The following is a 19,097-nucleotide window of genomic DNA, read 5'->3' as shown; positions in this document are numbered from 1 at the left end:
ACCCCGGACCGGTCAGGCCGCAGGCATGGCCGCGAGCAGCGCCGCCTCGCGGGTCGGGTCCAGGCCGACCGGGGACCGGGCCGGGCGGCCGGCGCGCGGCGGCACGGTGCCCACCTCGCCCAGCCACCGCCAGGTGTCGGCGACCGTCTCAGCCAGCGGGCGGCAGGTCAGTCCCGCGGCGTGCGCGCGCTCGACGTCGCGCTCCTGCAACCAGCGGTACTCGTGGCCCAGCGGCACCCAGATGGGCAGATCGTTCCAGGGCACCACGCCGGCGGCCAGGATCGGCTCCGGCGCGGTCCAGCGCAGCCGGGCGTCCGAGCCGGTCACGGCGACGCAGGCGTCGAGCAGCTCGCCCATGGTGGCGTGGCCGGTCCGGCTCACCACGTTGAACGCTCCGCCGCGCCCCCGCGCGCCCGCGTCCAGCAGCCAGGCCGCCAGGTCGCGCACGTCGATGTACTGCAGCGGCAGGTCGACCGGGCCGGGGGCCAGCACGTCGCCGCCCCGGGCGATCCGCCCGAGCCACCACGGCAACCGGCCGATGTCCTCCCCGGGGCCGAGGATCAACCCGGCCCGGGCGAGCAGGACCCGCTCGCCGAGGACCTCGCGCAGCGCCCGCTCGGCGCCGGCCTTGTTGCGCGGATAGTCACCGTCGTGAGCGTCCGCGGCGGCCTCGACCAGTGGCGCGTCCTCGTCCGAGCCCGGCTCGACCGGCTCGGCGTAGACCGAACCGCTGGACACGTACACGTAGTGCCCGACCGACCCGGCCAGCGCGCGGGCCGCGTCGCCGGCGACGCGCGGCGCGCCGTCCCAGGTGTCCACCACCAGGTCCCACTCGCCGCCGGCCAGTGCGGCCAGGCCGCCGGGCGCGGTCCGGTCACCCCGCAGCCGGTGTACGCCCGCCGGCACCGTCCCGTGCATCCCCCGGTTGAAGACCGTCACCGACCAACCCCGGCGCAGCCCCTCCGCCACCGTCGCGCCGCCCACGAAGCCCGTACCACCCAGCACCAGAAGTCTCATCCGGCCACTGTGCCCGCTGACGGGCACGGATCGGCGCGATGTTCACGGTGAGCGGATCTGCCGTCGGCAGAACACCCGGAGCCGTCGGCAGCAGTCGGCACAAGCAGAACGGCTCGTCACCGCAGGTCCGGTGACGAGCCGATCAAAGTGTCGGTACAGGTGGTGGGCGATACTGGGTTTGAACCAGTGACCTCTTCCGTGTCAAGGAAGCGCGCTCCCACTGCGCCAATCGCCCGTGGTCACCGCCGACGCCCGGTAAGCCGGGCACATGTCGGGGCGGGTCGCGAGCGGACGACGGGATTCGAACCCGCGACCCTCACCTTGGCAAGGTGATGCGCTACCAGCTGCGCTACGTCCGCGTGCCGCCGGCGTCAGCCGGCGACGGGTGGAACTCTACCCGATGCCAAGATCGCCCGGCGCGGCGACCCGGCCGGGCATGGTTGCGCTGCTCAACGGCGGGGTACTGAAGCCCTTCGACAGCGCACCACATCCACATCCCCAGGAGAAGGAGGCTGTCGTGGGTATCGGCACCAGCATCTTCCTGATCGCGGTCGGCGCGATCCTCACCTTCGCGCTCGACGCGAGCCTTGGCGGCATCAACCTCGACGTCGTCGGCTGGATCCTGATGGCGGCCGGCGTGCTCGGTCTCATCATGACCACGCTCGTCTGGGGTCGCCGACGCGAGGTGGTCACCACCAGCGAGCCGGTCGAGTACCGGCGGGTCGAGGAGCGGCGGGACGTCGCCCCTCCGCTGTGACCACACCGCCGGCCCTCGCCGGTGGCACCGAACGCTGACCCGCCCGGGCCGGCCACCTCGACCTAGGTGGCCGGCCCGCCGCGCCTGATCGCCCGGCCCGACGGCCCGGCACGGTAGCGGCCATCCGGGACCGGGCCGCCGCTCAGCGCATCAGCGCGTTGAGCGTGCCGTAGTCGAGGGCATCCGCCAGCGCGCCGTACGTGCCCGCGCCGAACGCCTCGTCCGCCGCCCGGCGGACGACCGTGTACGCGGCCTCGGCGATCGCCGAGCCGAGGCTCACCCGGGCCACGCCCAGCCGGGCGAACTCCGCGATCGGCGGCGCACCCGGGCCGGCGAGCACGTTCAGCGGGGCCGGGATCGCCCGCACCAGCGCGCCCACGGTCTCCGGGTCGACCACCCCGGGCACGAAGATGCCGTCCGCGCCGGCCGCGAGGTAGGCGCTGGCCCGGGCCACGGTCTCGTCGACGCCCCCGGTGCCGCTGAGGAACGTGTCGATCCGGGCGTTGAGGTAGAGCGGCAGGTCGGCCGCGTCGGCCGCGGCCCGGACGGCGGCGAGCCGGGCGCACTGGTCGGGCAGGTCGCGTAGCGGCGTTCCGGCGTCGCGCCGGGCGTCCTCGACGTTCACGCCGACGGCACCGGCCGCGATCACCGCCCGTACGGTCGCGGCGACCTCGTCCGGCGTCGCGCCGAACCCGGACTCGATGTCGGCGGTGACCGGCAGCGGCACCGCGGCGGCCACCCGGCGTACGAGGTCGACGGCCGCGTCGCGACCGAGGACGTCGCCGTCGGCGGCGCCCAGGCTCCAGGCGACGCCGGCGCTGGTGGTGGCCACCGCGCGGGCCCCCGCAGCCGCCACGATCCGGGCGCTCGCGGCGTCCCAGGCGTTGACGAGGACCAGCGGCGACCCGGGGGTGTGCAGGGATCGGAACAGTTCGGCTCGGGTGTGGTGTTCGCTCACCCGGCAAGTCTCGGCCACCCCACCGCGCCGCAGTAATGTTTCAGTCCCAGCTGAATCCACCGGGGGTGCCGTGGTAGCGATCGGCCTGTCGGCGGGCGCCGTCGCCCGCATCCGGTTCGCGGTCTCCTGCCTGTGGGAGGTCGTCGCGAGCGTCCGGGTGCTGCGCGACCCCGGGGACCACGCGATCCACCTGCCGTGGGTACGCCGGGTCCGTCTGCAGCTGACCGGTGCCGGGCTGGTCGGCCCCGACGGCGGGCTGCTCTGGCAGCTCGTGCCGGCGCCGCCCGGCTACCTGGCCGACTTCCTCACCCCGCCGCCCGCCGGGCTCAACGCGGACCTGGCCGCCGAACTCGACGCCCTGCGCGCCACCCCGGCGGACACCGTCCGGGCCCACCTGGACCTCTGCCCGGGTGACCGCGCCCCGGCCGTCGCCGCCCTGTACGCCGACCCGCCGGCCGGGCTGCGCCGGCTGGCCGAGGAGATCGAGGCGTACTGGCGGATCGCCCTCGCCCCGCAGTGGCCCCGGCTGCGGCTGCTGCTCGACACCGAGATCGCCGCCCGCGCCCGCCGGCTGGCCGAGGACGGCGCGGCCGGGCTCCTCAACGACCTGCACCAGCAGGTCCGCTGGGAGGATGACACGCTGCTGATCGCGCAGCGGCACTGCCTGGCCCCGGACGTTGCGAGCGGGCCGGGTCTGGTGCTGGTCCCCTCGGTCTTCGTCTGGCCGTCGGTGTTGAGCGTCTCCGCCGGGGACGTACCGCAGCTCGCCTATCCGGCCCGCGGCCTCGGCGCGCTCTGGGAGCGCCCGGGCGCCGTCCCGGACGCGCTGGCCGCGGTGATCGGCCGGGGGCGGGCCCGGCTGCTCACCGAGTTGGCCTCGCCGGTGAGCACCACCGAGCTGGCCCGGCGCACCGGGATGTCACCCGGCGGGGTCTCCCAGCACCTCACCTCGTTACGTGCGGCCGGTCTGGTGGTGACCCACCGGCGGGGCCGGGCACTGCTCAGCTCCCGTACCGACCTCGCCGAGGCGCTGCTCTCCGCCGCCGGCTGAGGCCGCGTATTCCTTGGCGACCCGGCGCGAGACGACGCGTTGTCGCTGGTCAGCCGGGTTCGACCCCGCGTTAAGATCCAACTCATGGAGTCCCTCGACACGGTGCTCGCCGCGCACCGGGCCTATCTCCTCGGCTGGAACATCGGCACCGTCGGGGGCCCGGACCTGCTGACCTACCGCAGCGAGGTGCCGCACGCGCCCCTGAACGGCGTGCTGCGCGTGACCGGATGTGCGCCGCGCGACGCGCTCGTCGAGGCCCGCCACCGCCTGCACGGCGTGTCGCGGATCTGGTGGGCGGGCCCGGACAGCGACCCCGGCACGGCCGAGGGCCTGCTCTCCCTCGGCGCCGTCGAGGTCGCCCGCCTGCCGATCATGACCACGACGATCGACCAGGCGACCGTCGCGCCCACGCCGGCCGGGCTGCGGATCAGCGAGAGCACCGACCCGCACGAGTTCGTCCCCGCCTACGCCCGGGTCTCCGGAGTCCCGCCGGAGGGCGTGCCGACCGCGATCGACCGGGAGAAGGCGTTCACCGCAGACGGCACGGTGATCAGGCTGGCCGGGCGCTTCGACGACGGACGGATCGCCGGGACGGCGGTCGCCTGGCTCAGCCACGGCCTGGTCACGCTCTACTTCGTCGGCACCCAGCCCGAGCACCGCCGCCGGGGCGTCGGCGCGGCGATGACGGCGGCGGCGCTCGACCTGGCCCGCGAGCGGGGCGTACGCACCGCCGCTCTCACCTCGAGCGCCGCCGGTGAGTCGCTCTACGGGCGCCTCGGCTTCCGCACCGTGGGCACGTTCCGGCTGCTGTCGTTCTGACCCGCGGCCGCGGTCACGACTGGCGGATCGCCTCGCCGGCGATCTCGATACGCACGTTCTTGCCGACCAGCACGCCGCCGCCCTCCAGCGCGACGTTCCAGAGCAGCCCGTAGTCCTCGCGCTCGATCTCGGCTCGCGCGGTGAACCCGAAGATGTCCTGCCCATAGGGGTCACGCCGGGCCCCGCCGTACTCCACCTGAAGATCGACGGGCCGGGTGATGTCCTTGATGGTCAACTCTCCGGTGAGCACGAACCGCCCCGAGGTGCGGGCCGGCTGCGACGCGAGGTCGACTCCGCCGCGGCGACCCACCAGCCGGTTGCTGCTGCGCAGCCGCGCCCAGTAGAAAATCGAGTCGGTCTGGTCCTGCAGTTTGACCCCGGTGCTGCGATATTCGAGCGTGGGATAGCGCTCCACATCGAGGAAATCGGCGCTCTTCAGGTGCACGTCCCGATCGTCGTGCCCAGTGACGATGCTCGCCGAGCGCATGGTGGCGGTCACCGAAGAGCGCAACGGGTCGTCGTCCACGACGATCTGGGCCTCCGCCTCGGTGAACTCGCCACGCACCGGACTCACCATCATGTGCCGGCCGACAAAACCGATCCGCTTGTGCGCCTGGTCGAGCAGATAGGTGCCGGAGGCCGGGACCGTCAGGCCGTCCCAGTTCCGCGTGGCGGGACCCGTCATTTTTCTTTGCCTTTCCCTGAACCTCGGGGTCCGTCTGGCTGCCCACGCCGCCACCTGCCGCGATGGCCGTGGACACTCCCCCCGTCCTCAGGATAGGCGTGACAAGATCGCGTCTCTTGCACGGCGACGAGTCGACGCCCACGGACGTCGCGCTTTCCGGAGAGGACGCCGGATGGCGCCGGATCGCGCCGATTCCCAAGCCAACAAAGGGATTGCGACCCCCGCCGATCAGGGCGCGCGTCGCTCGGCGTCGATGCCGGAAAGCCGGTTGGCAACTGTGACGCGGACGCCTGCGTGAAGAATCTCACCCGAATAAGCCGGGTCGGCAATAAGCGAATTGATTGGACGACCCGATAGCGCAATCGGCAGTTTTTCGGCGGAGCACCGATAGTGGTCCCACCGTTACAGTTTCATAAGGCGCCAACCGAATTCTGCCCGGCGGCGTGCGGTGCCGGCGCGGAAACCAAAACGGCCCGCTACCGGTTACCGGTAACGAGCCGTCCAGCTGTGCCTATCTGGTGGGCGATACTGGGTTTGAACCAGTGACCTCTTCCGTGTCAAGGAAGCGCGCTCCCACTGCGCCAATCGCCCGCGTCTGTTCGTCTTGCCGAGGTGGGGACGGGATTTGAACCCGCGTACACGGCTTTGCAGGCCGTTGCCTCGCCTCTCGGCCACCCCACCGAGGTTGCCCCCGTCATGCGTGGCGGCAGCTCCGAGCGGACGACGGGATTCGAACCCGCGACCCTCACCTTGGCAAGGTGATGCGCTACCAGCTGCGCTACGTCCGCGTGTCATCGGCGTTTCCCGGTGACGGATGAGAACTCTAGCCGAGCCGCGGAACGGTTGCCAACTCGGGGTGCCTCTCGGCGCGTCCCGTCCCGTTCCGGCCGATTCCCCGCAGCCCGTGCGGAGGGGCGACCTCCCTAAGGCTTCCTAGGAGACTGGACTGAAGTCCGACGAGCCGATGATGGGAGGAGGATGACCTGGCCAGAGCCGGTGAGAAGTGTCCGGCTTCCGACTGTTCTCGCAGCGATTCAGGCCATCACGGTAACTGCCCGTGTTCATGCCGATGGGTTACGGTAACCGTCGTGACGAGACGTGCGGCCGAGATCCGCCTGGATGCCCTGCTGCGCACGGCCTGTGACGTGATCGCGGAACGCGGCCTGGCCAACACCCGGACGGCCGACGTCGCGCAGGCCGCAGGGGTGAGCCAGGCCCTGGTCTTCTACCACTTCGCGACCAAGGAACGGTTGCTCGCCCAGGCCTTCGCGTACGCGGTCGAGCAGGACCTGGCCCGGCTGGACGCGGTGGTCCGCTCCGCCGCCCCGCCGCTGACCAAGCTCCGCCGGATCATCAAGCTCTACACCCCGGCCGGGCGCCCGACGTCCTGGTCGATGTGGATCGACGGCTGGTCGGAGTCGCTGCGCACGCCCGAGCTGGAGCGGGTCTCCCGGCGGCTCGACCTGCGGTGGCGGGAGGACCTCGCCGAGGTCATCGCCGACGGCGTACGGGAGGGCACCTTTGACTGCGCCGACCCGGCGGGTGCCGCCTGGCGGATCAGTGCGGTGATGGACGGGCTGGCCGTGCAGCTGGCGGTGCACGACCGGGTCATCTCCCGGCGACAGTTCACCGAGTGGGTACGCCTGGTCACCGCCCGGGAGCTGGGGCTGGACCCGACCGAGCTGGACTGACGCCGCCACGAGCGGACGGGCCGACCCGACGACGCGGGCGAGCCTGTTGACCGACCCGGTGGATCGCGACTGGCCAACCTGGTACGAAGCAGGCAAAATCGCTTATCTCGCCCAGATGGCCGGAACAATCGACGGCATGGACCTGCTGGAGACGTACCGCCGCAGCCTGGCCGAGTTCACCGACCGGGTGGACCAGGTGGGCCCCGGGCAGTGGTCGGAGCCGACCCCCTGCCCCGACTGGGACGTCCGGACGCTGGTCAACCACGTGGTCAGCGAGGACCGGTGGAGCGTCCCACTGCTCGCCGGCCGCACCATCGCGGAGGTCGGTGACCGGTTCGACGGCGACCAGCTCGGCGACGACCCGATCGCCGCCGCCCGCGACGCCGCGGCGCAGGCCGAGATCGCCGCCACCCACCCCGGGGCGATCGAGCGCACCGTGCACCTCTCCGCCGGGGAGACGCCGGCCGCCGAGTACCTGCACCAACTCCTCGCCGAGCACCTCATCCACGGCTGGGACCTCGCCGTGGCCATCGGCGCCGAGCCCCGGCTCGACCCCGACGCGGTCCGCGAATGCGCGCGCTGGTTCACCGGGCGGGTCGGCGACTACCGGCGCGACCAGCTGGTCCGCTCCGAAGTCGGGCTGCCCCCGGGCGCCGACGAGCAGGATCGGCTCCTCGCCGCCTTCGGCCGTGACCCGAACTGGGCCCCCGCCGACTGAACCGGACCCCCTCCGCAGGAGGCGGCGGAGCGGCGGCATCTCATCCCGCAGTGGCCTGGGCCTTGTCCCCCGACCGAGTGGGCTGGTATCCACAGATGCGCATGCGTGATCGCGCAGCGTGGGGCCGGCGGTGTGCCGGCCATCCCGCTCCCACGAGGAGGTCCTGTGCCGCACCCGGAGTGGTCAACCTGGATGAGCCGGCCTAGACGCCGGCTCATTCCCGTCCTGGCGGCGAGCGCGGTGGTCGCCGCCCTGCTGCCCACCGGAGTCGGCGCCGCGGCGCCGGCCGGTGCCGCGTCCGCCGAACGTCGCTCCGGCCCGTTCGCGGAGGGACACCAGCACGCCGACGTCGACAACCGGGCCGGCACGGCGGCCCCGGACGCCCGCCAGCGCGGGCTCGCCCGCCAGGCCGACCCGGACGTCCGGTGGAACCGGCTGGGCACCCCGCACGCGCTCGGCCCCAGCAGCGCACCGCTCGCCACCGGACTGCCCGCCGACCCGGAGGCCGCCGCCCGCGCCTACCTCGCCGACAAGCGCGACCTCTTCGGGCTGGACGCCGCAGCGGTGGCCGAGATGGAGAGGGTGCTGGTCCGCCCGATCGGCAGCGGCGCGGTCGTCACCCTCCGACAGCGCTTCGGCGACCTGCCCGCCGGGCACGACGGTCTGGTCACCGTCGCGGTCACCGGCGGGAAGGTCATCTCGGTCAGCTCCTCGCTCGCCCGGGACTCCGCGGCCCCCGCGCCGGCCACCCTCACCGAGGAGCAGGCGTACGCGGCCGCGCTCGCCGACGCCGGGCTGGACGCCGCCGGCGTGGCCAGCCACAGTGTCCGCGCGGTCGCCGTACCCACCCCGTTGGAGGGTCCGCGCAGCGCCTACGAGGTCACCCTCATCGGATCGGACACCGACCACCCGGCGGCGTTCACCACGTACGTCGACGGGATCACCGGGCGGGTGCTGGTCCGCGAGGACCTGGTCGACTTCGACTCGGACAATCCGAGCTGGGCGGTCTTCCCGGCCACCCCGCCCCGGGACCTCGGCCCGGGTCAGGACCCGCGGGTCCGCTGGTGCGGCGACCCCGCGCCCGGCTGCCAGGCCGCGTTCCGCGACCCGGCCAGCGGCCAGCCGTGGGACGTCGACCTGGCCACCGGCACGCCGACCTTCACCTCGCGCGGCAACTCCGCCAACAACGTGGTCTCCTGGGGCGCTGGCACCCCGGCCGTGCCGGCCACGACCAGCCCGGAGCGGCGCTACGAGTACCCGTTCACCGACCAGTGGCACCAGTCGAAGTGCAACCCGGAGGTCTTCACCTCCGCCCAGCGCAACGACGCGGACGCCGCGATCAGCAACCTCTTCGCCATGCACAACCGGATGCACGACTGGGCATACCAGTTGGGCTTCACCGAGTCGGCCTGGAACCTGCAGGCGGTCAACCTGACCCCGGACGGCCTGGGCAACGACGCCGAGCAGGGTCGGGCCCAGCAGGGCGCGCTCAGCGGCAACCGGAACAACGCCAACCAGGGCACGCCGCGCGACGGCCTGCCGCCCACCACGAACATGTACCTGTGGCAGCCGCAGGCCGGCGGGCCCTACCCGCCCTGCGTCGACGGCGACTACGACATGACGGTGATCGGCCACGAGTACACCCACGCGATCAGCAACCGGATGATCGCCGGCCCGGACAGCGGGATCGGCGGCCACCAGGGCGGGTCGATGGGTGAGTCGTGGAGCGACCTGCTCGCCGCCGAGTACCTGTTCCAGCACAACCTGCGCGCCCCCGGCGAGACGCCGTTCATCATCGGCGGCTACGTCACCGGCAACCTGGTCAGCGGCATCCGGAATTACGACCTCAGCCGCAGCCCGCTGAACTACTCCGACGTCGGCTACAACACCGGCGGCCCGGCCGTGCACGCCGACGGGGAGATCTGGGGCGCGACCAACTACCGCGTCCGCTCCGCCCTGGTGAAGCGGTACGGCCTCGGCACGCCCCAGCGGCAGCTGGAGTGCGCGCAGGGCAAGGTGGCCGCGGACAAGTGCCCGGGCAACCGGCGCTGGTCGCAGCTGGTCTTCGACTCGTTCCTGCTGCAGGCGGCGAGCCAGGTCAGCATGCTCGACATGCGTGACAACATGCTGACCGCCGACCAGCTCCGCTTCGGCGGCGCGAACCAGGACCTGATCTGGGCCGAGTTCGCCCGCTCCGGGATGGGCCGGGACGCCGTCACCAACGGCGCCGCGGACACCGACCCGACGCCGAGCTTCGCCGCGCCGCAGGGCGGCAACGCGACGTTCACCCTCCGCCCCCGGGGGGACAGCGCCGAGGCGCCGATCCGGCTCTACGTCGGGGTGTACGAGGCCCGGGCGACGCCGATCGCGGACACCGACCCGGCTACCCCGCTGCCGGACACCGTGGAGCTGGTGGCCGGCACGTACGACCTGCTCGCGGTGGCGCCTGGGTTCGGGCACCAGCGGCTCAGCGTGGTCGCCAAGGCCGATCATGACGGCTACATCGACCTGCGGATGAGCCGCAACCTCGCCTCGACGGCCTCCGGCGCCACGATCAGCGGCGACGGGGTCAACCTGGACCGGCTCGGCGACGACACCGAGGCGACGAACTGGGCCGCGCTGGACGGGGTGACCGGCAAGCAGGTCACCGTGGCGCTGCCCGGGGACGCGCCGCAGGTGGTGAAGCGGGTGAACGTCAGCGCCATGCTGCGCCCTGCGATCACCGGGGACGCCGACGCCGGCAGTCAGAACGCGCTCAGCGCGCTGCGGTCGTTCGCGGTGCTGGCCTGCAACGCGAAGACGACCGACTGCGCGAACCCGGCGAACTTCCGGCGGATCCACACCAGCGCGGCGGACGCCTTCCCAGGCGGGGCGTACCGGGCGTACACCCGGGACATCAACCTGCGCTCGTTCCCGGTGCCCACCACCCTCGCCACCCACCTGCGGCTGGAGGTGCTGGACAGCCAGTGCACGGGCGGTCCCGCGTACGCCGGTGAGCAGGACAACGACCCTGCGACCACGACCGACTGCGCGACCGCCAGCCCGGCACGCGACCAGGTCCGCATCGCCGAGTTCCAGGCGTTCTCGAAGTGACTCCCGCCGGGGTCGGCCACGGCCGGCCCCGGCGACGCACCTCGCGCCGGCCCGGGCGGATTCCGCCCGGGCCGGCGGCCGTTCACCAGCGGACGGGTTCCCGCCTGCGGTAGCCGCCAGGGCTGGGCCACCGGCCGTCCGGCACCGCCTCGTCCTCGTCCGCGGCGCCGGACGTACGGGTCAGGTGCCGCAGCCGCAGCAGCAGACCCAGCCCGAGGGAGAGCAGCAGCCCGCCGAGCAGGAAGGCGGCCTGCACCGTCCCGAAGCCCCCGGACCCGGACACCGACCGGCCCGCTCCGGCCGCCGGTTCCGCGGCCAGCGGCTCCTCGCTCGCCCCGGTCTCCTCGTCGCCCCCCGCGCTCGCCGGCTCGGTCGGCTCGGCCACGCTCCCGGTCGGTTCCGGTGCCGACTCGCTCGGCGTCGCCTCGGCGCCGACCACGGTCCGGGTGGCGGCCTGCCGGGAGAGCAGCCGCAGCCGGGCGTCGTACGCCTCCGCGGCGAGGGTGACCCGGCCGCGGTCGATGTCCTCGGCGAAGGCCACCCGGTAGCGGGCGGTGACCGTCCGACCCGGACAGAGCGTGCCCGGGTCGAGTTGACGGTCGGTCAGCCGGGCCACGTCGCCGTCGGTGCGGATCTGGAGCGGGAACGACCCGTCCTCCTCCACCCGGTCCACCTTCACCTGGTCCAGCCGGATGTCCCGCACGGTGAGCACGAGCGACCAGCGCACCTTCACGCAGCCGCCGTCGGTGCGGGACACCACGGCGGAGACGGTACGGACCTCGCCGCCGGCGGTGAACCGTTCCGGCAGCCCGCTCAGCCGGGTGCTGAAGGCGGCCTGCGCCGGCCCGGCCTGGGCGAGCGCCGCCCCGGTAACGCAGGCCAGCACCACCCCGAGCCGCAGCGCGTACCGCCACACGATCACCACCGCCTCACTTCTCCTCGTCCCTCCCGGGAACGCTAGGAGCACCGGGGTGGGCGGGCCAGACGGGTGTCTTCGCACCGGTCGCCAAGGAGAAGGGCTGATTTCACCGAACGTGGTGAACCGGTCACCCGACACTCTCTCCACGCGAGCGAAACGCGGTGGGAGAGAATCGCCGGATGCCCGAACTCTCCAGCGCCTTCGTCCGGCTGCACGCCCGGCTCACCCCGGTGGCGTTCGTCCCCGAGGTGCGGCTGCACCAGGCGGACGAGCCCATCGGGCTCTGGGAGTTGACCGAGGGTGAGTTCAGCAGCGACCGGCCGCCGCCGTTCTGGGCCTTCGCCTGGGCCGGCGGCCAGGCGCTCGCCCGCTACGTGACAGACCACCCGGAGCTGGTCGCCGGGCGCCGGGTGCTCGACCTCGCCTCCGGCTCCGGCCTGGTCGCCATCGCCGCCGCCCGCGCCGGCGCGGCCGCCGTCCGCGCCGTCGAGGTGGACGAGCTGGCGGTGGCGGCCGTGGCGCTCAACGCCGAGGCCAACGCGGTACGCGTCGACGCCGAGTTCGCCGACATCCTCGACGGCGACGCCGGCGACGCGCAGGTGGTGCTCGCCGGGGACGTCTTCTACAGCCAGGCGATGGCCAACCGGGTGCTGCGGTTCCTGCTGCGCGCCGCCCGCGCCGGGGCGCTGGTGCTGGTCGGCGACCCCGGCCGGGCGTTCCTGCCCCGGGACCGCTTCGACGAGCTGGCCGTCTACGAGGTGCCGGTCCCGCCGGCGTTGGAGACCGTACGGGTGAAGCGCACCACGGTCTGGCAGCTGCGGCCCGGCCTGCCGAAGGCCGCCGACTAGCGTGTCGGCGTGCTGTTCCGCAGCTGGGCGCAGGTCGCCGACACCAGGTGGCCGGACGTGGCCCGGGTGGCGGACCACGTCGGCGTGGAGCATCTCGTGGTCACCCGGCACGCGCTGGTCCGCCAGGTGCTCACCGACCCGGTCACTTTCCGGCCGGACAACGCGCTCGACGCGGTGACCCCGATGCCGGTGACGGCGCTGCGGGTGCTGGCCGGACACCGGTTCCGGCTGCCGCCGACGCTGGCGAACAACTCCGGGGCCAGCCATCCGGAGATCCGGGCCATCGTCGCCGACGCGCTGCACCCCTCCCGGGTCGCCGCGCAGCGTCCCTGGCTCACCGCGCTGGTCCGGGAGCGGGTCACCCGGCTGAGCGCGACGCTCGACACCGGCGAGCCGGTCGACCTCTACGCGGAACTCGCCGCCGACCTGCCGCTGCTGGTGCTGGCCCGGCTGGTCGAACTGCCGGACGCGCCGGTCGGTGCGGTCAAGGAGTTCGCCCGTGCGGCCCTGGAGCTGTTCTGGGCGCCGTTGGACGCCGACCGGCAACTGGCGCTCGCCACCGAGGTCGGGCGGTTCCACGGGGTGCTCCGCGGCTTCGCGGCGACCGGCGGCGGACTGGCCGCCCAGCTGCGCGCGGCCGGGCATTCGCCCGACGTGGTCGTCGGCGCGCTCTTCTTCCTGCTGGTGGCCGGGCAGGAGACCACCTCGCAGTTCCTCACTCTGCTGCTGCACCGGCTGGCCGGTGAGCCCGCGGTGCGGGCCGGGCTGCGCGCCGGTGAGGTCGCGGTCGCCGACGTGGTCGAGGAGGGGCTGCGGCTCGAACCGCCGATCGTCACCTGGCGCCGCGTCGCGACGGTGGACACCACGCTGGGTGGCACGACGGTGCCGGCCGGCAGCAGCGTCGTGCTCTGGCTGGCCCGGGCCGGCCGCGATCCGGCGACCGTGGACGCGCCCGACGAGTTCCGCCCCGGCCAGCGCGGTTCACGCCGGCACCTGGCGTTCGGGGCCGGCGCGCACCGCTGCGTCGGCGACGTGCTGGCCCGGATGGAGGCGGCCGTGGTGGTGGCCGAGGCCGCGCCGCTGCTGGACGGGGTGACGGTCGTCCGACCGCCGTGGTGCCCGGACAACCTCACCTTCCGGATGCCCGACGCCTTCGTCGTCCGCCGGGTCGGCGCGACCGAGCGACCGCCACCATCTGCACGGCCCCGGCCGGCCGACACGGGTCCACCCGGGGCGAGCAGCCAGCCGAGCGGACCCGACACCAGGCACGTGCTCCTGTCGAACTGCCCCATGTCCGAGTAGGTGGCCGACCGGGCAGGAGATGGTGCACCGCCCGGAGCTGGTCCGACGCAACGGCCCATCCCGGCACGGCCCCCGAATCCGACGCGGCGGCCACCCGGCGCTCCCGACACCGGCCCAGATATGGGGCAGTTCGACAGCCGGCAGCGCCTCGACCCGGCTCGCATCGCGAGCGAGCGAGCGAGCGAACGAACGGAGGCGGCGGCGACCCTCGACCCGGCCCGGGGCTGACGAAAGTCAGGGTGCCGTGGTGCCGTTCGGGCACGGCGAAACGGCGGCCCGCGCGCCTAGCGTCAGCGCATGATCACACTACGTGGGTTGACGAAACGGTTCGGTGGGACGACCGCGGTCGACGACCTGACCGTCGACATCGCGCCCGGCCGGGTCACCGGCTTCCTCGGCCCGAACGGAGCCGGCAAGTCCACCACCATGCGGATGATCCTCGGCCTGGACCGGCCCAGCGCCGGGCAGGCGTTGATCGGCGGCCGGTCGTACCGGGAGCTGCGGCACCCGTTGTACGAGGTGGGGGCGCTGCTCGACGCGACGGCGATCCACCCGGCCCGCTCGGGCCGGGCGCACCTGCTGGCGATGGCACGCAGCAACGGCATCCCGGCCCGCCGCGTCGACGAGGTGCTCGCCGCCGTCGGGCTGGACGACCGGGCCGCGGCCAAGCCGGGGCGCACCCTCTCGCTCGGCATGGGCCAGCGGCTCGGCATCGCCGGCGCGCTGCTCGGCGACCCGGCGGTGCTGATGTTCGACGAGCCGGTGAACGGGCTCGACCCGGACGGGGTGCGCTGGGTCCGGCAGCTGATGCGGTCCCTGGCCGGGCAGGGCCGCACCGTCTTCGTCTCCAGCCACCTGATGAGCGAGGTACAGCTCACCGCCGATCAACTGGTCGTCATCGGCCGGGGGCGGCTGCTCGCCGACGCGCCCGTCGACGAGGTGGTCGCGGGCAGCCCGGTCGCGGTCCGCGTCCGCAGCCCGCACCCCGACGGGCTGGCCGCGCTCGCCGGGCGGCTCACCGCCACCGGGGCCGGCGTCGACGCGACCGGCCCGGACGAGCTGACCGTCACCGGCGCCGGCGTCGACCGGGTCGGTGACCTGGCCTACGAGCTGGGGCTGCGGCTGCACGAACTCAGCCCGCAGGGCGCCTCGCTCGAGGAGGCCTTCATGGAACTCACCGCCGACAGCGTCGAGTACGCCGGCGTACCGACCGGAAGCGAGGCCGCCCGATGAGCAGCACCCTCACCCGCACCCGACCCACCACGCGTCCCACCGGGCCGGCCGGGTTCGCCGGCTTCGGCGGCACGGTCGCCGCCGAGTGGACCAAGCTCTGGTCGGTGCGCAGCACCTGGTGGACGCTGCTGGCGGCGCTGGTGCTGACCGTGGCCGCCGCCGGACAACTGGCGATCTACGCGGCCAACGCGAACACCAACGACGACCCGGCCGACGACGCCGGGATCGTCACCGTCGGGCACATCGTCATCGGCTCGATGGAGCTGACCCAGTACGCCGTGCTGGCGCTCGGGCTGCTCGCCATCACCAGCGAGTTCACCAGCGGCACCATCCGTACGACGCTGCGCTGCACGCCGTCGCGCGGGCGCGTACTGCTGGCCAAGGCCGTGGTGACCGGGACCGTGACGTTCCTGGTCGGGCTGCTGGTCGGCGGTGTCGGCGCGCTGGTCGCCCGGCCGGTGCTCGGCGAGTGGGGCACCGCCCCGGCGGCCGGCACGGCACGGGACGTGCTCGCGGTCGCCGGCTACCTGGCGCTGATCGGGGTGCTGGCGCTCGGCCTGGGCGCCGCCCTGCGCAGCGCGGTGCTCACATTGACCGTGCTGGTCGCCGTCCTGATGATCGTGCCGCTCTCGCTCCAGGAGCCGGACATCACCGTGCTCAACCGGGTCGCGGACGGCTTCCCGGGGGTGGCCGGCGGACACTTCCTGGCCGGCGACACCGACCCCTATCCGGCGGTCGTGGGGCTGCTGCTGCTCGCCGGCTGGGCGCTCGCCGCGCTCGTGCTCGGCCGGGCCGCGCTGCGCCGCCGGGACGCCTGAACCGGCCGGGCCCGGGGCGTCCGGCTGACAGATCTTCACCTTCGCCCGATAGGTTGCCGGCGTGCCATCCGCCCCCGCTCGTCGCCTCCTTGCCGTGCTCCCGCTCCTGGCTCTGCTCGCCGTGACCGGCTGCGCGGCCCGCCCCACGTACACCGCTCGCCATTTCACCGCGGACCAGCGCGGCCCGTCCGCCCCGCCCCAGCCCTCGGCGGGGCGGACGGGGACGCCGTCGACCTCGCCGTCGGCCGGCGTGCCGCCCGCTTACAAGAGCCTGGCCTGGTACCTGGCCCAGGTCCCGGACTTCCCCGAGGCCCCGCCCCCGCAGCGGGTGCCGCTGCCCGCGAGCGGCGCGGCCCCGTTCTGGCACCGGGTACCCACCGAGCAGAAGGTCGCCTTCATCACCATCGACGACGGTGGGTTGGCCCGGCCGCCCGCCGCGATCGACTTCATCCGGGAGGCGCGCATCCCGGTGACCATGTTCCTGAACTCCCCGGCCGCGGCGGCGCACACCGACTACTTCAAGCAGATCGAGGCCGCGGGCGGGGTGGTGGAGAACCACACGATCACCCACACGTCGCTGTCGGGCCGGTCGTACGCCTTCCAGAAGCACGAGATCTGCGGGGCGGCGGAGAAGCTGGCGGAGCTGTTCGGCAAGCGGCCGACGTTGTTCCGCCCACCGTTCGGCAACCGCGACGCGAGCACGCTGCGGGCCGCGCACGACTGCGGCATGAAGGCCGTCTTCCACTGGAGCCAGACCGTCGACAAGGGCAAGGTGCGCTACCAGACCCCGACGAAGGTGGTGCAGCCCGGCGACGTGCTGCTGATGCACTTCCGGCCGGCGCTGATGGACGACCTGCTCGGGGCGCTGAAGGCCATCTACCGCTCCGGGCTCACCCCGGCGCTGCTGGAGGACTACGTGAACTGACCGGGCGCGGTCACTGCTCGACCAGCCCCGCCTCGTAAGCGACGATCGCCGCCTGCACCCGGTTACGCACCTCCAGCCGGGTGAAGATGCTGGTCAAATAGGCCTTCACGGTCCCCTCGACCAGGTACAGCCGGCGCGCGATCTCGGCGTTGGAGAGCCCGGCTCCGACCAGCGCCAGCACCTCCCGCTCCCGGTCGGTCAGGCCGGCCGTCCGCTCGCGGGCCGCCGGTCGCCGAGCCAGCCGTCCGCCGCCCAGCTCAATCACCCGGCGGGCCACCCGCGGCGACAGGTACGCCCCGCCGTCGGCGACCGCGTGCACCCCGGCGATCAGCTCGCGCGGATCGCCGGACTTGAGCAGGAAGCCGCTCGCCCCGTGCCCGAGCGCCCGGGCCACGAAGTCGTCCTCGCCGAAGGTAGTGAGCATGATCGTGGCGGTCTGCGGCACCAGGCGGCGGATCTCCGCGGCCGCGCTCAACCCGTCCAACCTCGGCATCCGGATGTCCAACAGGGCGACCTGGGGTCGGTGCGCCCGGACCAGCTCCACCGCCGCGCGGCCGTCGCCCGCCTCGGCGACGACCTCGATCCCCGGGTCCGCGGCCAGGATCGCCCGAACACCCGCCCGGATCATCGCCTCGTCGTCGGCCAGGACGACCCGGACCGGGACGTCCTCGGCGCTGTCGGTGCTCACTGGTCGATCCGCTCCTTGCTGATCAGCCGGCCGTCGGCGAAGCAGAGTCGCCAGGTCGGCTGGGCCAGGGGGAAGTTCCCGTCGGTGTAGTACTCGCAGCCGGCCTGGTCGGCTCCGGTGGGCCGGTCGAGCTGGCGGCGGGGCAGCCCCGGCAGGTCGGCCCGGGGCGCGCCGAGTGGCATCCCGTCGAAGGTCGCCCGGTCGAGCACCGTGCCGGCGGTCGCCATGGGGTAGTAGATCAGCGACAGGGCGAGCGCGAGCCCCGCCGGCGCGCCGAACGCCACCAGCAGACTGCGCCGGACCCGCCGGCGGGCCTCGCGCAGCTCCGGCCCCGGCGAATCGGGGACCACCGGTGAGTCCACCCGCTCGTCCGCCGGACCGGTCGCGGGCCTCGGCGTCGGGCCGGTGACCGGCAGCCAGGCCCGCACGGCGAAACCACCGTCGGGACACGGACCGGCCGCCACCGTCCCGCCGGCGAGGCGTACCCGCTCGCCGAGCGCCAGCAGTCCGCTGCCGTGCGACTTGCCGACGGGCGGCGGCCCGGCCTGCGGCGGGGCGTTGACGACGGCGACCTCGACCCGGTCACCGGCGCGGGAGAGGCGCACCTCGACCGGCGCGCCCGGGGCGTACCGGGCCGCGTTGGTCAGCGCCTCGCGTACCACCCGGTGCGCGGCGTGCCCGGTCAGCGCCGGCAGCTGCGGCGCGTCCAGGGCGTCGTCGAGGTGTATCACCATGCCCGCCTCGCGGGCGCCGTCGACCAGGTCGGCGACCGTCTCGTCGGACGGCCGGGTGGAGCTGGCGCCGCCCTCCTCGCGGAGCAGACCGATGATCTCGTGCAGCCGCTCGGTGGCGGTGGCGACGCTGGCCCGCAACTCCCCCGCCGCGCCCCGGTGCCGCGGGTCGAGGTCGGCGGCGACCTCCAGGGCGGCGGCCCGCAGCGCGATCAGGCTGAGTTCATGTCCCAGCGAGTCGTGCATCTCCTGCGCGATCCGGGCCCGCTCCCGCAGCCGGATCCGCTCGGCGGTGCCGCGCTGCTCGCGGACCAGGGCGTCGGCGTGCCGGCGACCCGCCTCGGCCAGCTCGTGCTGCTGCCGCCGGTAGCGGCCGACCAGCCACGGGAACACCCCGGCGAAGAGCAGCACCGAGGCGAGCAGGAACCAGGTCGCCGGGCCGGAGCCGAGCAGGCCGAGGTTGAGCGCCGTGCCGCCGGCCGCGATCAGGGCGAAGACCACCGCGGCCGGGCCGGCGCCGGCGCTGCGCCGCCCGGTCAGGTAGCTGAAGACCGGGATGGCGAACACGAAGTTGCCGTCCACCAGTGAGCCGAGCACCACCAGCACGAGGGCAGCCAGCGGACGCCTCCGGCTCACCGCCACCGCCGCGGTGAGCAGCAGCAGCCCGCCGACCAGCAGCCACAGCGCGCGCCACGAGTGGGGCGGGGTGATCCGGGCGTACCCGACGGGGGCGGCGAGCACCGCCCAGAGCAGCACGTCCCGCGCCACGCGCGGCCGATCGGCCATCGCGTGCCGGGCCTCGCGCACCCACCTCCAGCTGGTCACGGCGGCCACGCTACCCACC

General features: G+C 73.9%; 16 protein-coding genes, 5 tRNA genes and 1 pseudogene. 11 read left to right on the top strand and 11 right to left on the bottom strand.

What is annotated here, in order from left to right; translation table 11 throughout:
* Positions 1–12 precede the first annotated feature (12 nt).
* From ACIBBA_RS16995 to ACIBBA_RS16985, 3 genes are all read right to left on the bottom strand, one after another.
* Positions 13–1,017, bottom strand: coding sequence for an NAD-dependent epimerase/dehydratase family protein (locus ACIBBA_RS16995; protein ID WP_396698152.1), 1,005 nt, complete (start codon positions 1,015–1,017; stop codon positions 13–15).
* 160 nt (positions 1,018–1,177) lie between these two features.
* Positions 1,178–1,252, bottom strand: a tRNA-Val gene (locus tag ACIBBA_RS16990).
* A gap of 51 nt (positions 1,253–1,303) precedes the next feature.
* Positions 1,304–1,376, bottom strand: a tRNA-Gly gene (locus ACIBBA_RS16985).
* A gap of 158 nt (positions 1,377–1,534) precedes the next feature.
* On the opposite strand from ACIBBA_RS16985, the gene ACIBBA_RS16980 reads away from it, so the two are divergent.
* Positions 1,535–1,774, top strand: coding sequence for a DUF6458 family protein (locus tag ACIBBA_RS16980; protein ID WP_396698150.1), 240 nt, complete (start codon positions 1,535–1,537; stop codon positions 1,772–1,774).
* A gap of 142 nt (positions 1,775–1,916) precedes the next feature.
* On the opposite strand, the gene ACIBBA_RS16975 is transcribed toward ACIBBA_RS16980, so the two are convergent.
* Complete coding sequence (locus ACIBBA_RS16975) at positions 1,917–2,732, bottom strand: isocitrate lyase/phosphoenolpyruvate mutase family protein (protein WP_396698148.1); 816 nt, start codon at positions 2,730–2,732, stop codon at positions 1,917–1,919.
* A 70-nt stretch (positions 2,733–2,802) separates the two neighbouring features.
* On the opposite strand from ACIBBA_RS16975, the gene ACIBBA_RS16970 reads away from it, so the two are divergent.
* Positions 2,803–3,783, top strand: coding sequence for a DUF5937 family protein (locus ACIBBA_RS16970; protein WP_396698146.1), 981 nt, complete (start codon positions 2,803–2,805; stop codon positions 3,781–3,783).
* Positions 3,784–3,867: 84 nt separating this feature from the next.
* The gene (locus tag ACIBBA_RS16965; protein WP_396698144.1) at positions 3,868–4,602 is read left to right on the top strand and encodes a GNAT family N-acetyltransferase; all 735 of its coding nucleotides are present in this window, start codon (positions 3,868–3,870) and stop codon (positions 4,600–4,602) included.
* Between the two features lie 13 nt (positions 4,603–4,615).
* Here the strand turns inward: ACIBBA_RS16965 and ACIBBA_RS16960 are convergent, their stop codons facing one another.
* The 4 genes from ACIBBA_RS16960 to ACIBBA_RS16945 form a co-directional block, all read right to left on the bottom strand.
* A complete protein-coding gene (locus tag ACIBBA_RS16960) occupies positions 4,616–5,287 on the bottom strand; it encodes a YceI family protein (protein WP_396698142.1) in 672 nt (223 codons plus the stop codon).
* A gap of 516 nt (positions 5,288–5,803) precedes the next feature.
* Positions 5,804–5,878: transfer RNA gene (locus tag ACIBBA_RS16955), tRNA-Val, on the bottom strand.
* A 19-nt stretch (positions 5,879–5,897) separates the two neighbouring features.
* Positions 5,898–5,968 (bottom strand) — tRNA-Cys (locus tag ACIBBA_RS16950).
* A gap of 34 nt (positions 5,969–6,002) precedes the next feature.
* Positions 6,003–6,075 (bottom strand) — tRNA-Gly (locus ACIBBA_RS16945).
* A 300-nt stretch (positions 6,076–6,375) separates the two neighbouring features.
* Here ACIBBA_RS16945 and ACIBBA_RS16940 point away from each other — a divergent pair.
* The 3 genes from ACIBBA_RS16940 (at position 6,376) to ACIBBA_RS16930 (ending at position 10,789) form a co-directional block, all read left to right on the top strand.
* Positions 6,376–6,978, top strand: coding sequence for a TetR/AcrR family transcriptional regulator (locus ACIBBA_RS16940; RefSeq protein ID WP_357053530.1), 603 nt, complete (start codon positions 6,376–6,378; stop codon positions 6,976–6,978).
* A gap of 115 nt (positions 6,979–7,093) precedes the next feature.
* The gene (locus ACIBBA_RS16935; RefSeq protein WP_396698140.1) at positions 7,094–7,696 is read left to right on the top strand and encodes a TIGR03086 family metal-binding protein; all 603 of its coding nucleotides are present in this window, start codon (positions 7,094–7,096) and stop codon (positions 7,694–7,696) included.
* Between the two features lie 165 nt (positions 7,697–7,861).
* A complete protein-coding gene (locus ACIBBA_RS16930) occupies positions 7,862–10,789 on the top strand; it encodes a M36 family metallopeptidase (RefSeq protein ID WP_396698138.1) in 2,928 nt (975 codons plus the stop codon).
* A gap of 82 nt (positions 10,790–10,871) precedes the next feature.
* On the opposite strand, the gene ACIBBA_RS16925 is transcribed toward ACIBBA_RS16930, so the two are convergent.
* The gene (locus tag ACIBBA_RS16925; RefSeq protein WP_396698136.1) at positions 10,872–11,714 is read right to left on the bottom strand and encodes a hypothetical protein; all 843 of its coding nucleotides are present in this window, start codon (positions 11,712–11,714) and stop codon (positions 10,872–10,874) included.
* 173 nt (positions 11,715–11,887) lie between these two features.
* Between ACIBBA_RS16925 and ACIBBA_RS16920 the strand changes: the two genes are divergently transcribed.
* The 5 genes and pseudogenes from ACIBBA_RS16920 (at position 11,888) to ACIBBA_RS16900 (ending at position 16,834) form a co-directional block, all read left to right on the top strand.
* Positions 11,888–12,556 carry a class I SAM-dependent methyltransferase gene (locus ACIBBA_RS16920; protein ID WP_396698134.1) on the top strand — a complete coding sequence of 223 codons (669 nt, stop codon included), beginning with the start codon at positions 11,888–11,890 and terminating at the stop codon, positions 12,554–12,556.
* Position 12,557: 1 nt separating this feature from the next.
* A pseudogene (locus ACIBBA_RS16915) lies at positions 12,558–13,723 on the top strand (cytochrome P450); the annotation flags it as partial.
* A 432-nt stretch (positions 13,724–14,155) separates the two neighbouring features.
* Entirely contained in the window at positions 14,156–15,091 is a 936-nt protein-coding gene (locus ACIBBA_RS16910; protein ID WP_396698132.1) for an ABC transporter ATP-binding protein, read from the top strand.
* Complete coding sequence (locus tag ACIBBA_RS16905; protein ID WP_396698129.1) at positions 15,088–15,909, top strand: ABC transporter permease subunit; 822 nt, start codon at positions 15,088–15,090, stop codon at positions 15,907–15,909. Before ACIBBA_RS16910 ends, ACIBBA_RS16905 begins: the two co-directional genes overlap by 4 nt.
* 94 nt (positions 15,910–16,003) lie before the next feature.
* Complete coding sequence (locus ACIBBA_RS16900; protein ID WP_396698127.1) at positions 16,004–16,834, top strand: polysaccharide deacetylase family protein; 831 nt, start codon at positions 16,004–16,006, stop codon at positions 16,832–16,834.
* 10 nt (positions 16,835–16,844) lie between these two features.
* Here the strand turns inward: ACIBBA_RS16900 and ACIBBA_RS16895 are convergent, their stop codons facing one another.
* Together ACIBBA_RS16895 and ACIBBA_RS16890 are read right to left on the bottom strand one after the other, a co-directional pair.
* Positions 16,845–17,522, bottom strand: coding sequence for a response regulator (locus ACIBBA_RS16895; RefSeq protein ID WP_396698125.1), 678 nt, complete (start codon positions 17,520–17,522; stop codon positions 16,845–16,847).
* Positions 17,519–19,078 (bottom strand): sensor histidine kinase, encoded by a 1,560-nt coding sequence (locus ACIBBA_RS16890; protein WP_396698123.1) that lies wholly within the window; start codon positions 19,076–19,078, stop codon positions 17,519–17,521. Before ACIBBA_RS16890 ends, ACIBBA_RS16895 begins: the two co-directional genes overlap by 4 nt.
* Positions 19,079–19,097: the final 19 nt, after the last annotated feature.

The sequence above is a fragment of the Micromonospora sp. NPDC051006 genome (assembly GCF_044456245.1).
Taxonomy (GTDB): Bacteria; Actinomycetota; Actinomycetes; order Mycobacteriales; family Micromonosporaceae; genus Micromonospora.
Note: the sequence above shows the minus strand (reverse complement) of the source record. Positions and strands in the feature narration are given on the sequence as shown.

What these genes read in the sequence shown, in the direction of transcription:
- ACIBBA_RS16960 (WP_396698142.1), bottom strand. Translation starts at nt 5,287, where the DNA reads ATGACGGGTCCCGCCACGCGGAACTGGGACGGCCTGACGGTCCCGGCC.
- ACIBBA_RS16965 (WP_396698144.1), top strand. Translation starts at nt 3,868, where the DNA reads ATGGAGTCCCTCGACACGGTGCTCGCCGCGCACCGGGCCTATCTCCTC.
- ACIBBA_RS16935 (WP_396698140.1), top strand. Translation starts at nt 7,094, where the DNA reads ATGGCCGGAACAATCGACGGCATGGACCTGCTGGAGACGTACCGCCGC.
- ACIBBA_RS16910 (WP_396698132.1), top strand. Translation starts at nt 14,156, where the DNA reads ATGATCACACTACGTGGGTTGACGAAACGGTTCGGTGGGACGACCGCG.
- ACIBBA_RS16905 (WP_396698129.1), top strand. Translation starts at nt 15,088, where the DNA reads ATGAGCAGCACCCTCACCCGCACCCGACCCACCACGCGTCCCACCGGG.
- ACIBBA_RS16995 (WP_396698152.1), bottom strand. Translation starts at nt 1,017, where the DNA reads ATGAGACTTCTGGTGCTGGGTGGTACGGGCTTCGTGGGCGGCGCGACG.
- ACIBBA_RS16920 (WP_396698134.1), top strand. Translation starts at nt 11,888, where the DNA reads ATGCCCGAACTCTCCAGCGCCTTCGTCCGGCTGCACGCCCGGCTCACC.